15 protein-coding genes are annotated in these 12924 nt (G+C 72.7%); 8 read left to right on the plus strand and 7 right to left on the minus strand.

Translation table 11 applies throughout. From position 1 onward, the window contains the following. Positions 1–83: 83 nt before the first annotated feature. Both LGI35_RS13545 and LGI35_RS13550 read left to right on the plus strand, forming a co-directional pair. Complete coding sequence (locus LGI35_RS13545; RefSeq protein ID WP_227294105.1) at positions 84–563, plus strand: anthrone oxygenase family protein; 480 nt, start codon at positions 84–86, stop codon at positions 561–563. Between the two features lie 80 nt (positions 564–643). Then, positions 644–2134, plus strand: coding sequence for a glutamate synthase subunit beta (locus LGI35_RS13550; RefSeq protein ID WP_227294106.1), 1491 nt, complete (start codon positions 644–646; stop codon positions 2132–2134). A 33-nt stretch (positions 2135–2167) separates the two neighbouring features. Here LGI35_RS13550 and LGI35_RS13555 read toward each other — a convergent pair whose 3' ends face one another. Next, complete coding sequence (locus LGI35_RS13555; RefSeq protein ID WP_227294107.1) at positions 2168–2668, minus strand: carboxymuconolactone decarboxylase family protein; 501 nt, start codon at positions 2666–2668, stop codon at positions 2168–2170. Between the two features lie 47 nt (positions 2669–2715). Between LGI35_RS13555 and pdxR the strand changes: the two genes are divergently transcribed. After that, a complete protein-coding gene (gene pdxR, locus LGI35_RS13560) occupies positions 2716–4137 on the plus strand; it encodes a MocR-like pyridoxine biosynthesis transcription factor PdxR (protein ID WP_227294108.1) in 1422 nt (473 codons plus the stop codon). Positions 4138–4201: 64 nt separating this feature from the next. Here pdxR and LGI35_RS13565 read toward each other — a convergent pair whose 3' ends face one another. Both LGI35_RS13565 and LGI35_RS13570 read right to left on the minus strand, forming a co-directional pair. After that, positions 4202–4474 (minus strand): DUF397 domain-containing protein, encoded by a 273-nt coding sequence (locus LGI35_RS13565; RefSeq protein ID WP_227294109.1) that lies wholly within the window; start codon positions 4472–4474, stop codon positions 4202–4204. After that, a complete protein-coding gene (locus LGI35_RS13570; RefSeq protein WP_227294110.1) occupies positions 4475–5344 on the minus strand; it encodes a helix-turn-helix domain-containing protein in 870 nt (289 codons plus the stop codon). 222 nt (positions 5345–5566) lie between these two features. On the opposite strand from LGI35_RS13570, the gene LGI35_RS13575 reads away from it, so the two are divergent. Together LGI35_RS13575 and LGI35_RS13580 are read left to right on the plus strand one after the other, a co-directional pair. Next, positions 5567–6325, plus strand: coding sequence for an ATP-binding protein (locus LGI35_RS13575; protein ID WP_376692061.1), 759 nt, complete (start codon positions 5567–5569; stop codon positions 6323–6325). Beyond that, positions 6313–6765, plus strand: coding sequence for a hypothetical protein (locus tag LGI35_RS13580; protein ID WP_227294112.1), 453 nt, complete (start codon positions 6313–6315; stop codon positions 6763–6765). The genes LGI35_RS13575 and LGI35_RS13580 overlap by 13 nt, the downstream gene beginning before the upstream one ends. A gap of 19 nt (positions 6766–6784) precedes the next feature. Here LGI35_RS13580 and LGI35_RS13585 read toward each other — a convergent pair whose 3' ends face one another. After that, a complete protein-coding gene (locus LGI35_RS13585) occupies positions 6785–6964 on the minus strand; it encodes a hypothetical protein (protein ID WP_227294113.1) in 180 nt (59 codons plus the stop codon). Between the two features lie 172 nt (positions 6965–7136). Further along, entirely contained in the window at positions 7137–7805 is a 669-nt protein-coding gene (locus LGI35_RS13590) for a DUF899 domain-containing protein (RefSeq protein ID WP_227294114.1), read from the minus strand. A gap of 212 nt (positions 7806–8017) precedes the next feature. On the opposite strand from LGI35_RS13590, the gene LGI35_RS13595 reads away from it, so the two are divergent. Beyond that, positions 8018–8857 carry a S1 family peptidase gene (locus LGI35_RS13595; protein ID WP_227294115.1) on the plus strand — a complete coding sequence of 280 codons (840 nt, stop codon included), beginning with the start codon at positions 8018–8020 and terminating at the stop codon, positions 8855–8857. 9 nt (positions 8858–8866) lie between these two features. Here the strand turns inward: LGI35_RS13595 and LGI35_RS13600 are convergent, their stop codons facing one another. Beyond that, positions 8867–10732 carry an FUSC family protein gene (locus LGI35_RS13600; RefSeq protein WP_227294116.1) on the minus strand — a complete coding sequence of 622 codons (1866 nt, stop codon included), beginning with the start codon at positions 10730–10732 and terminating at the stop codon, positions 8867–8869. Positions 10733–10935: 203 nt separating this feature from the next. Between LGI35_RS13600 and LGI35_RS13605 the strand changes: the two genes are divergently transcribed. Beyond that, the gene (locus LGI35_RS13605; RefSeq protein ID WP_227294117.1) at positions 10936–11565 is read left to right on the plus strand and encodes a 2'-5' RNA ligase family protein; all 630 of its coding nucleotides are present in this window, start codon (positions 10936–10938) and stop codon (positions 11563–11565) included. Here the strand turns inward: LGI35_RS13605 and LGI35_RS13610 are convergent. Next, complete coding sequence (locus tag LGI35_RS13610) at positions 11520–12302, minus strand: nucleotidyltransferase family protein (RefSeq protein WP_227294118.1); 783 nt, start codon at positions 12300–12302, stop codon at positions 11520–11522. The two genes, LGI35_RS13605 and LGI35_RS13610, sit on opposite strands and share 46 nt — an antisense overlap. Before the next feature lie 150 nt (positions 12303–12452). On the opposite strand from LGI35_RS13610, the gene LGI35_RS13615 reads away from it, so the two are divergent. Further along, complete coding sequence (locus LGI35_RS13615) at positions 12453–12884, plus strand: (2Fe-2S) ferredoxin domain-containing protein (protein WP_227294119.1); 432 nt, start codon at positions 12453–12455, stop codon at positions 12882–12884. Positions 12885–12924: the final 40 nt, after the last annotated feature.

Genomic DNA, 12924 nt, shown 5'->3' on the forward strand with positions numbered 1-12924 from the left:
GCACGGTGGCGGCCGCCCCCTCCGTGCGGCAGGATCTTGACCGGACCGCGACGCCAACGGCATCGCCGGCGGGGGGAGTTGTGATGATCGAGGGACCGTACTTCGTGCTCACCGTGCTGGGCGCGCTCGCCTGCGGGGTGTCGGCGGGCGTCTTCATCGCGTTCTCGGCCTTCGTGATGAAAGGGCTCGCGGCGCTGCCGCCCGCGCAGGGCATCGCGGCGATGCGGGCGATCAACGTGGCCGCGGTCAGCCCGGCGTTCATGGTGGTGTTCCTGGGGGCCGCGGCGCTGTGCGTGGTGCTCGCCGTCGTGACGTTCGTGCTCTGGCCGGAGCAGGGCACCGTGGAGCTGCTGCTCGGCAGCGCGCTCCAGCTCGTCGGCGCGTTCGGCGTGACCGTCGCCGCGAACGTCCCGCGCAACGACGCGCTCGCGAAGCTCGATCCCGAGGCGCCGCAGAGCGCGGGACCGTGGCGTGCGTACGTGTCCGGGTGGCTGATGTGGAACCACGTCCGGGGTGGTGCGTCGCTGGCCGCGTCGGCCTCGTTCATCCTCGCCCTGACCTGAGCCTTCGCGCCCCCGGCGCCCCTGCGCACCGGGGGAAACGGACGTATCGTGGCGAGAAGGACACGGCAAGGGAGACGGCCATGGCCGACCCCAAGGGCTTTCTCACCACCCCCCGGCAGGACTGGCCACGCCGCCCTGTCGAGGAGCGGGTCCATGACTGGGACGAGGTGTACGTCCCCGGGGCGCTCCTGCCGATCATCGAGGCGCAGGCCGACCGCTGCATGGACTGTGGGGTCCCGTTCTGTCACGAGGCGTGTCCGCTCGGGAACCTCATCCCGGAGTGGAACGAACTCGTGTCGCGGGACGACTGGCGGGCGGCGAGCGACCGGCTGCACGCCACGAACAACTTTCCCGAGTTCACCGGGCGCCTGTGCCCCGCCCCGTGCGAGGCGGGCTGTGTCCTGGCGATCAACCAGCCGGCCGTGACCATCAAGAACGTGGAGGTCGCCATCGCCGACCGCGCCTGGCAGGACGGTCTCGCCCCGCCCAAGCCGCCCGACCGGCTGTCCGGCGCCACGATCGCCGTGGTCGGCTCGGGCCCGGCGGGGCTCGCGGCCGCCCAGCAGCTCACGCGGGCGGGGCACACGGTCGCGGTCTTCGAGCGGGACGACCGGCCGGGCGGCCTGATGCGCTACGGCATCCCCTCTTTCAAGATGGAGAAGCACCATCTGGACCGCAGGCTGGCGCAGTTGAGGGACGAGGGGGTGCGTTTTCGTACGTCGACGGAGGTCGGCCGGGACATCGGTGCGGCCGATCTGCGGTCGCGCTACGACGCGGTGGTCCTCGCGGTCGGCGCCACGGCCTGGCGCGAACTGGACGTGCCGGGGCGGGAGTTGACCGGGATCGTGCAGGCGATGGAGTATCTGCCGCTGGCCAACCGCGTGTGCCAGGGCGACATCGAAGCCTCCCCTCTGTCGGCCGAGGGCAAGCACGTCGTGATCGTCGGCGGCGGCGACACCGGCGCCGACTGCCTGGGCACGGCGGTGCGCGAGGGCGCCGCGTCCGTCACGCAGCTGGACATCTACGGGCAGCCGGGCGCCGAGCGCGACGAGCTGGCCGAGCCCTGGCCGACGTATCCGAAGATCTACCGGATGTCCGCAGCCCACGAGGAGGCCGGGGAGCTGCGGACCGCGCCCGCGGCGGACGCCGACGCGCGCCTGTTCGCGGCGTCCACGCTGCGTTTCGAGGGGGACGAGTGGGGCCGGGTGAGGGCGCTGCATCTCGTCGAGGTCGACGAGGCGCGGCGGCCCCGGGAGGGCACGTCCCGGGAGCTGCCCGCCGATCTGGTGCTGCTCGCGCTCGGCTTCTCGGGGCCCGAGCGTGGCGCCGGCGGCCCGGTCGGCCAGCTCGGTCTGGCCATGGAGGACCGCGGCACGCTCGCCCGCGACGCGCGGTTCACGACCTCGGTGCCCGGCGTGTTCGCGGCCGGGGACGCGGCCCGCGGTCAGTCACTCATCGTGTGGGCGATCGCCGAGGGCCGCTCGGCCGCGGCCGCGGTCGACCACTGGCTGACCGGCTCGACGCGGCTGCCCGCGCCGATCGGGCCGTACGACCGTCCGATGATGGCCTGAGCCCGCCGCCCGCCGCCGTTCGGCGCTCGTCGATCATTTGCGCTCGTCGGTGCCCGCGACCTTGCCGGTCGACAGGGCGATCCTGTTCCAGGTGTTGATCGTGAGGATCAGGGACAGGACGTGCGCGAGTTCCTGCTCGTCGAACTGGGCCGCGGCCTCGGCGTAGACGTCGTCGGGGACGCCGCCGTCGGCGACGAGCGTGACGGCCTCGGTGAGTGCGAGTGCCGCGCGTTCCCGGGCGCTGAAGAAGTGCCGGGCCTCGCGCCACACGGCCACCATGTGCAGCCGGTCCTCGCTCTCGCCGGCCTTGCGCGCGTCGTTGGTGTGCATGTGGAGGCAGTACGCGCAGTGGTTGAGGTGCGAGGCACGGATCTGGATCAGCTCGACCAGGGCCGGGTCGAGGCCCTCGCGGGCGGCGGCGTCGAAGCCGATCAGGGAGCGGAAGACCTTCGGCGCGGCCTTCGCGAAGTCGATGCGGCCGGCCGGGTGGGCGTGGGAGTGGGTGTTCGCCGTGGTGATCGTGTTCGTCGTCATGACCATGAATCTACGGGCCGGATAGACCTCTTGTAGGGTGCATTTCCATGGCAGATTCATGGGTCAATTCCGCTGAGCGCATCGGCGCCGACCTGCATCTGGACCTGTCCGGTACGGGCAGTCGCCGGGCCGCTCTCATGGGGGCGCTGCGTGACGCCGTGCGCTCGGGACGGCTCGCTCCGGGCACCCGGCTGCCGCCCTACCGTTCGCTCGCCGCCGACCTGGGCGTCGCCCGCAACACGGTCGCCGACGCGTACGCGGAGCTCGTCGCCGAGGGCTGGCTGACCGCGCGCCAGGGTTCGGGGACGCGGGTCGCCGAACGCGCGGGGCCGCCCGCGCCCGGCCGCGTCCCGAAGAAGGGTCCGGCCCGCTCGCACGGGCCACGCCACGACCTCCGCCAGGGCACACCCGACGCGTCGTCCTTCCCGCGCGCGGAGTGGGCGACCGCGTACCGGCGAGCGCTGCAGGCCGCGCCGAACGAGGTGTTCGGGCCGGGAGATCCGCAGGGCCGCGTCGAGCTGCGGGAGGCGCTCACGGAGTATCTGGCCCGCGCGCGTGGGGTACGGACGGAGCCGGACCGCATCGTGATCTGCTCCGGCTTCGCGCACGCCCTGCGGCTTCTGTTCGACGGCCGGGTGCTGCGCGGACCGCTCGCCGTGGAGTCGTACGGACTCGGCTTCCACCGCGAGATCCTGACGGCCGCCGGCGTACGGACGTTGCCCCTGACCCTCGACGAACACGGCGCGCTCGTCGGGGAGTTGACGGCCGGAGCGAGCCGGGCGAGAGCCGCGCTGCTCACACCCGCGCACCAGTTCCCCACGGGCGGCCCGCTGCACGCGGAGCGGCGTACGGCGGCCGTCGACTGGGCACGCGCGCGTGGCGGGCTGATCGTGGAGGACGACTACGACGGCGAGTTCCGCTACGACCGCAGGCCCGTCGGCGCGGTACAGGGCCTCGACCCCGAACGGGTGGTCTATGTCGGCTCGGTCAGCAAGAGCCTGTCACCGGCGCTGCGGCTCGGCTGGATGGTGCTCCCACAGGGGCTGCTGGGGGATGTCGTCGCGGCGAAGGGCGAGCGGGAGGCGTGGGCGAGTGTGCCGGATCAGCTGGCGCTCGCGGACTTCATGGTCTCGGGAGCCTACGACCGGCACGTACGGCGGATGCGGCAGCGGTACCGGGGGCGGCGGGACCGCCTGGTGGAGGCGCTCGCCGAGCGGGCGCCCGGGGTTGCGGTCACCGGGATCGCGGCGGGCCTGCACGCGGTGCTGCGGCTGCCCCCGGGGACCGAACGGTCCGTGGTCAAGGCCGCCACGTGGGGCGGTGTCGCCCTCGACGGCCTCGCCGAGTTCCGCCACCCGGAGGCGACGATGCCGCACGCCGACGGCCTGGTGGTGGGGTACTCGACGCCGTCGGACCACGCCTACGGCGCCGCGCTGGACGCCCTGTGCGGGGTGCTGCCACCGGGCTGAGAACCCGGCAGCGACCGCCGGGTCCGCCGGAAAGGCGGGTCCACGGCTCGCGCACCCCGTCCGTTCACGAGAGCAGGAAGTCCGCCGCCCCGGCCTTCGCGCCCTCGATGAACGCGGTGATCTCGCCCGGGGTGTAGATCAGGGCGGGGCCGTCCGGGTCGGCCGACTGACGCATCGCGACCCGGCCGTCGGCCAGCTTCATCGCTTCCACGCAGTTGCCCCCGTTGCCGCCGCTCCAGGGCTTGTGCCAGCCCTCGGTACCGAGGTCGCGGGCGGGCATCCCGTTGTAGATGACCTTCCCGTCGACACCTCGTATGCGGGCCTTGATCCGATCCATTCACAGCTCCTTGCGGAGATCCCGGAGGATGTCCTTTGTGCGATGTGCCGTCGCGGCATGTGCCGCCATGCGGTCCATGACCTCGAGGTGGGTGGCCACCTCGGGGCGCGCGTCGAGGTAGACCGCGCCGGTCAGGTACTCGCTGTAGACCATGTCCGGCAGTTCTGACATGGCAAATCGGAACAACACGAAGGGGCCGTACGTGCCGGGGTGCGGACCGGCGGCGAACTCGGCGATCTGCAGGGTCACGTTGGCCAGCTCCGTGACCTCGAGGAGCCGGTCGATCTGACCGCGCATCACGTCGGGGCCGCCGACCGGGCGCCGCAGCGCGGTCTCGTCCATGACCATCCACAGGCGCGGGGCGTCCTCGCGGGTGATCAGCTCCTGGCGCTGCATCCGGAGCGCGACATGCCGCTCGACGACGCCGGGGTCCTCGGCGAGGGCGCGGCCGACGGCTCCGGAGCGCAGCACGCCACGCGCGTAGTCCTCGGTCTGCAGGAGCCCGGGAACGAAATGGGGCTCGTACGACCGGATGAGGCTGGCGGCGCCCTCCAGGCTCACGTACATCGAGAACCAGCCGGGCAGGATGTCGTGGAACCGCTGCCACCAGCCGGGCTTGTTGGCCTCTTCGGCGAGCGTGACGAAGGCATCCGCCTCTTCGTCGGTGACCCCGTAGGACTTCAGGAGGAGCTGGAGGTACGGGATCTTCAGGCCGACCTCGGCCATCTCCATACGGCGGACCGTGGCGGGGGCGACGCGCAGGACCCTCGCGGCCTCCTCGCGTTTGAGCCCGGCGCGTTCGCGCAGGTCCTGGAGGCGCCGGCCGAGGACGACCTGGCCGACGGTCGGAGCGGACCGCGGTTCGCTCACGCCCCCTACCTCCCCGTCGTCCCTGTGGTCCTGTTGCGGTCGCGCGTGTGGTCGCGCTCCCAGAGGGAAGCCGGACTGCCCCGACGCCCGGTCATTCCGGGCAACTTCCCTGAAATCGTCGGCATTTGCGCCGTGACGGGCGCCGAACGGCACACCGCCGTCAGCAGTGTGCCATGGCTCGGCACCCGAGCACACTGCACTCTGCACTTTTCAGAGTGGCTCTTGCCAAGTGTTCACGACGGGGAGATAGTGGCAAGCGTGATTCCGTCCGTGCCGTTAGGAACAGAAGTCGGCGAAGCTACGCTCGGTGACGAAGCCGATGCGCGCCCCGGCGCCGCGTCCGTGCGCCGCAGCAGCTTCGAACTGGCTCCCCACCCGGGTTCTGCCGCCCAGGCCCGGAAGCTGACGCGCGCCCACCTCAGCGACTGGGCAGTGTGCGATGACACCTGCGACGCGGCCGCCCTGGTGATCTCCGAACTGGTCACGAACGCGATCGTCCACACGGCGAGCAGCCGCATAGTGTGCGAGCTCCACGACGGTGACGACCGGGTCCGGATAGCTGTGCGTGACGAGGGCTGGGCCCCCGGCGAGCCGCATCCCGCCCGCCGTGTCGCACCGGAGGAGGAGCACGGGCGTGGCCTGCTGCTCGTGGCCGCGGTGAGCACCGCGTGGGGCGCGCAGGAGACAGGCCCCGGACTTCTCGTGTGGGCCGAGCTCGCACGCGACGCGGACAGCGCGAACGCCACCCGAGAACACTCCCCCGTCGCGGGACCCCATGGAATTCCCGCACCGCACGACGGCGGTGAACCGCGCACCGGCGGAGCACCTCACTCCCCCGACAGGGGACCGGGCACCGAATCGGGCCCCGCCTTCGACACACAGCAGTTCGAGTCAGAGTTCGAGACGGGGTGCGGCACCGGCTTCGGCCCGGCCTCCGACCCCGGCACGGGGACGGGGGCGGGAGCCGGATGGGTGTGGTGACGACGCGCACGATGGATCTCGACTCGCTGGTCCGGTTCTCCCGACAGCGGCAGATCCTGCGGACCGCCCCGCTCAGACTCGCTGTCCCCGACGGCATGACCGCCCCGCTCGGCTGCGACGCCGTCGCGGTCCCCGAGGCCTGCGGGCGCGCCATGGTCGCGCGGCTGCCGCGCATGGGGTGCGTGTACGCCGACGACAACCGCTGGTGGTGGATCGTTCCCTCGGACTCGGACGTCGCCCTGGAGTGGCCGGCCCCGGCCAGCTACACGACCGGCGCACTGGTGCCGGACGCGCGGCGCGCGCCCGGTCTCATCCACCGGCCCGACGGCAGCGTCCCGTACACCCCGCCGATCCCGCTCTATCTCGCGCTGTGCCGGGTCACCGGCACGACGCCCGCCTGGTCCCGCTCGATCGGCGCGGGCGCGGCCGACGCCGCCTGAACCGCACGCTCCACCCGGATCAGCCCGCGACAGCCCCGGCGCGCGGCACGATCACCAGGAAGGCGTCCGTCGCGAGGTCCATGACGACCTCCGCGGGCTGACCCTCCAGACGCCGGTCGCGCGCGAACTCCTCGGCCGGCCATGACCCGCGCGGTCCCCCCGCGGGAAAGCGTTCAAGTACCACTCGTCCGTCGATCATCGTGCACTCCTGCCCCCGTCGTCCTCCGTGCGCTGTCGCGCGTCCTTACGGAGAAGAACGCCCGCGAGGTGCCCGAGGGCTCGCAACGTGACGACACTGACACCGAGTTGAGACGCACGAAGTCGCTGCGGCGGACCGGAGATCCGACTCGGCGGTCCGACGTGCCGTCGCGTCAGTCCGGATACTCGTCGTGATAGCGGACCCGGGCCCCGAGCGCCGACGCCCGCCCCGCCGGCTCCTCCCACTCCTCCTGCCGGCCGAGCGCGGTCAGGTCGAGCAGGCTCGTCACGGAGCCGATGCCGTCGAGACCCCGGCCCGTCGTGGAGTACGTGTGGTAGACCCGGTCGCCGTCGCGCAGGAAGCAGCTGAGGCCGGGCAGGTCGTGGGGCTCCTCGTCCGCCACGAAGCCGAAGTCCTGGTTGAAGTCGCTCGTGGCCGACGAGTACCAGGGCACCGTCCAGCCCATGCGGGCCTTGAACGGCAGGAGTTTGGTGAACGGGGCGCGCGACAGTGCCGCGAACTCCGTGTTCCTGGCGCGCAGATGGGAGAGGTGTCCGATCTGGTCGAGGAACGCGGAGCAGTTGGGGCAGCCCGCGTCCCGGTCCGGGCCGAACATGAAGTGGTAGACGATGAGCTGGGAGCGGCCCTCGAACAGGTCGAGGAGCTCCGCCTTGCCGTCGGGCCCCTCGAACACGTACAGCTTCTCGATCTCCACCATGGGCAGTTCGCGGCGCTGCGCGTTGAGCGCGTCGCGGGCGCGGGTCGCCGCCTTCTCCCTGGCGAGCAGTTCTTGGCGCGCGCCGAGCCACTCCTCGCGGGTGACGACGTTCGGCAGCCCCATGGGTCCTCCTCGGGTCGGTACTCCTCAGGTGGTTGACCGGGGGCCTTCGCGGAACTCATCGCTCGGCGGCAGAAAAACTTTGGCACTTGTTCCGGGGGATCCGTTGTGTTCGCTGAGCATGCGCTGTTGTCCGCTGACGCCGACACCACCACAATGCACATGTCAAAACCGGTAGTTGTCGGTTTCAGCAATCAACGGGAGAGGACCCCCACATGAACAAGCCTCTCGTCGGTACGGTGTTCGGCCTGCTGCTCATAGGAGCAACAGCCGCGCCCGCCACGGCAGTCGGAGCCCCGCACGAGGACAGGGCCAAGGCCAAGGCGGTCACCTTCGCCGGGACGGTGGCGCTCAGCAACTGCTCCGGGTCGGTCGTCCGCGTGCCGAACTCCCAGCCCACGGACCCGGCCCTGGTCATGTCCAACGGGCACTGCCTCGAGAGCGGTTTCCCCGGCCCGGGCGAGGTCGTCGTCGACCAGCCGTCGTCCCGCACCTTCAGCCTGCTCAACTCCGCGGGCAGCAAGGTCGCGACGCTGCGCGCGAGCAAGATCGCGTACGGCACGATGACGGACACGGACGTCTCGCTCTACCAACTCACCAGCACCTACGCCCAGATCGAGAGCTCGTACGGCATCAAGGCCCTCGAACTGTCGGCCTCGCACCCCACGGCGGGCACGGCCATCACGGTCGTCTCCGGCTACTGGAAGAAGACCTACAGCTGCAACGTCGACGGCTTCGCGTACCGCCTCAAGGAGGGCGAGTGGACCTGGAAGGACTCGGTCCGCTACACCTCGACCTGCAACACGATCGGCGGCACCTCGGGCTCCCCCGTCGTCGACCAGGCGTCCGGCAAGGTCGTCGCGGTCAACAACACGGGCAACGAGGACGGCGCCCGCTGCACGGACAACAACCCGTGCGAGGTCGACGAGAACGGCACCGTCACGGTCCGCAAGGGCATCAACTACGCGCAGGAGACCTACGGGATCGTGCCGTGCGTCGGGATCGGCAACAAGATCGACCTGAGCGCGGCGGGCTGTGAGCTGCCGAAGCCGTAACTCACCTGTTCAAGCGGCGAGTTCCGCGAGCAGCGCGTCGATCCGTTCGGCGTGCTGCTCCGGGACGCGGCCGGTGTCGTCGAGGTGCACGGCGCAGGACGTGGTCGTGTCGACGAGGGCTTCGAGGGTGAGGGCCATGTCCTGTGTGCCGGCCGTGTGCCGGACCAGCGGGGGCAGTTCGGCGGCGGCGAGGTCGATCGCGGCGCGCGCCTCGGCGAGTGCGCGGTACGCCTCGCGGCGCAGCGTCCACCGTCCGGCGCGGTCGTCGGATCCGCTGAGCACATGGCGAACGTAGGCCTGCGCGGCCTCGCCGGCGGTGGTCAGGCGCGTACGGACGGCGCCGCCGCCACGGCCCGGCACAGGCAGCGGCAGGTGGCCCACGCAGAGCACGATCGCGCACGCGAGCAGCGTTTCCCCGATCCGGGCCAGGGCCATCTGCGGTTCTCCGCCCACCATCACGAGGGACAGTACGAAGACGGTCACGACGGCGGTCTGGGCGGCGAAGTGCCGTGTGGCCACGGGAATCAGCGCGCCACCGAGCACCACGAGCGCGACGGGCCCCGCAGGGCCGGGCAGCAGCGCGGCCAGCCCCGCGAAGAGCGCCGCTCCGAACACCGTCCCGAACACCCGGCACAGCACGCGCGAGGCGAGGGGCCCGAGGTCCGGTTTGACGAGGAAGACGGCGGTCGCGGGCAGCCAGTACCAGTGGGCGTTGTGGAGCAGCTGGGCGACGGCGGCACCGGCCCCGAGGCAGAGCGCCACCCGGATCCCGTACTCGCGCCCGGCGGGGCCGACGGCTCTGCGCAGGGCCGTGACGGGGGTGCGGGGGCGCGTGTGCAGCGGCCTGGGCCCGGCGTCGCGCCGCCGGCCGTCGAGGCCGGTGGCCCTCACGGTGTCAGGGACCGGGGCGATCCGGGTCGGGCCACGCACGGGTCCGTCGAAGGCCACGGCCGCGAGCAGCAGAGCCTCGTCCAGTGCGCGCAGGGCCGGGTCGGAGCGGGCGGGTGCGGGCAGCGGGCCGCAGGGCTGCGCGGTGCGCACGGCGTCGGCGAGGCGCCACAGGCCCTGCGACGCGCGGGCCGGGAGAGGGCTTCCCGCCCAGGCGAGGGCGGTGGCCGCCTCGCCGAGCGGCAGGGCGGCGGCGTACTGCGCGTGGAGGCGGCGCTCTTCACGGGAGCCCGCGAACCGGCGCAGACGCGGTCCGGACAGGGCGTCCTGCGCGTGGTCGAGCGCGGCGGTCAGGGCGGCACGCCGTGCGGTGGCCCGGGGCGAGCCCGCCGCGTCGACGAGCCCGGCGACGGCCGCGTACACCTGGGCGACGGCGGCGCGTTCACCGTCGAACCGGTACGCCCCTGCCCCGACCGGCGACGGCAGCACGCCCCGCAGCACGAGGAGCCAGCCTGCGCCCGCGAGGAACAGCAGGGCCCGCTGCCAGCCGGACTCGGGAAGCGCCATGCCCGCACCGATCGCGACGGCGACGAGGAGTTGTGTCCCGCAGGCGGACGCGATCGGCCCGACGGCGCTGACGGCGCCGCCCGCGTACCCGAGCAGCGCGAACACGCCGACCAGCGCGGCGGGACCGGCCTGCGCGCCGACCCACGTACCGAGGGCGAGTCCGCCCGCGCCGACCAGCGCGGGGACCCCGATCCGGGGGACCGCGGCGCGACGGCTGCCGGGCCGGTCGTTGATTCCCGCGAACATGGCGCCGAGCGCGGCGAGCACCCCGGCGGAGGGACGGCCTGCGAGCAGGGCCGCGACGAGGAGTGGCCCTGCGGCGAGTGCGCCGCGCACGACGGCGCTCCATGGGACGGGGCCACGCTGGGCGCGCAGCGCGTGGCCGAGCCAGGGCGGAAGGGGGCGGGGGGTGGTGCGCACGGTGCTCCTGTCGGCGGGTCCGGGGCGGGGGTGCCGCGGGACGACGTCGGCCTGGGCTGATGCGTCAACGGTAGGTGGCGCATTCGGAGGGAAAGGTACGTGCGCGTTTCCACGATGTGACGATGTGCGGGACTTCGTGCGGGACTCCTCGGAACGGGCCCGCCACAGGTCACCCTGGTGGCGCCATGGCAGGATTGCGCGCCGTGAGCAGTGAGGACGGCTGGCCGGACGTGCCCGGCGACACGGCCCTGACGATTCGGATACCGGAGGCGGACGCCTTCGTGCGGGGCCCGTTCCCGGCCCACATCACGGTGCTGTACCCCTTTCTCCCCGCCGCGCGGATCACGCCGGAGGTCCATGCCGAGCTGTCGGCGCTGTTCGCGGACCGGGACCCGTTCGATCTGACGTTCGCGGAGTTCCGCCGCTACCCGGGTGTCCTCTATCTCCCGCCGTCTCCCGAGGAACCCGTCCACGCCCTCACGAAGTCCTTGCGGGAGCGCTGGCCGGAGGCGGTTCCCTACCGGGGCGTGTTCGGGCCGGAGGGTCTGAATCCCCACCTCACGCTCGCGAACGACGAGGGACCCGGGACGTACGAGGCGGCGTACGACGCGCTGGAGCGGGAACTGCGACCGATGCTGCCGGTGACGGCGCGCGTCGGGTCGGTGCGCCTGATCGTGACGGACGGGCGGGTGTGGGAGGACAGCGCGGTGTACGAGCTGGGACACTCACCCGCGCAGCCCGCATCCCTGATCCCGCCCGGCCGGCCTGTACGGCCGGCTCCGCCCACTCAGCTCCTGCGCGCGGAGCCGACGGCGCGCTCCAGGAGGAGCTGAGTCCGGTCGACCACGTCGACCAGGTCGCCCGACGCCCCTGCGAGCAGGCTGTGCACACCCAGCAGGCCCGCGCGCTCCAGGAGCCGCTTCTCGTTGGTGACCCAGGCGCCGCGCGCGGCGAGTACGGCGTGGGCGGCCGACATCGCGGCCACAGCGACCGCTCCGTGCACCTCGGTCCTGCCGCCCTGGGGCGCGTTGTTGGCCCTGGCGTACTGGAGCGTGCCCAGGGCGCGTCCCCACCACATCTCGGGGGCCGCCTTCCGCAGCGCCGCGGGGTAGCCGGCGGGCCGGGGCGCCGCACCGCGCAGCACTTGGTTGACGGCGAGTTCGGCGACGACGAGGTAGGTCGGGATCCCGGCCAGATGGAACATCAGGGGCTCCCAGCGGACGCGCCCGCGCTCGGCCTCGGCCAACTCCCGCTCCACCACGTCGAGATCGCGGTAGTGGACGTCGACGCGCCGCCCGTCGACGGTCAGCCAGGCCCCGCCGTTGAAGACCCCGCCACCCCACCCCCCGATCTCGGAGACCTCCCCCTCCCACCCGACGCCCCGCAGGTCGTCCGGCCGGAAATCCCCCCGGTAGTAGATCGCGAAGTCCCAGTCGCTTTCGGGTCGTTGAGTGCCCTGGGCCCGAGATCCGCCGAGCGCGACGGCCCGCACACCGGGAAGCGCGGATAGCCGGTCGGCGACGTGGTCGAGGAAGACGCGGTCGGTCATTGCTTCGGGCGCGGCAGGCATGGGGCCACGCTATCGACGGTGCGTGAGGGCGGGCGACTCCATTACGGGGCGCCCGGGGCGCGTACTTGGGGGCGGACGCGTACATGACGGAGAATCGCCCCGTACCCATACGCGTTCCGTGCCCGCCCCGACAAGGCGACGAGGAGTTCTGTGCCCGCCCGACCCGACCGACCCACCCGTTCCGTCATCGGTGCCGCCCGCACCCGACCCTGCACCCTCGTGGTGTGCAGGGGCTGCTGCTGCGGCAACACGGCGAAGTACCCCGGCTACGACCACGCGTGGCAGTTGGAGCGGCTGCGGGCCGCGGCCGCCTCGTCCGGTGGGCGGGTCGCGGTGCGGGTGACGGACTGTCTGGGCCCGTGCGACCAGGCGAACGTCATGGTCGTGCAGCCGTCGGGCGAGGGCCGGCGGCGGGGCGGACGCCCCGCATGGGTGGGCTGGTCGATGGGCGACGACGCGACGGACGAGATCCTGGGCTGGGCCGAAGCAGGCGGCCCCGGGATCGCCGCGGCCCCGGCCGCCCTGGAGCTCCAGTTCATCGAGACCCCCGGCGAACGGACCCGCCGCCGCACGCGCCGCTGACGGCCGAAGGCCCGAAGAACGCGTACCCGTCACGTCCCCG

It is taken from the genome of Streptomyces longhuiensis, assembly GCF_020616555.1.
Taxonomy (GTDB): domain Bacteria; phylum Actinomycetota; class Actinomycetes; order Streptomycetales; family Streptomycetaceae; genus Streptomyces; species Streptomyces longhuiensis.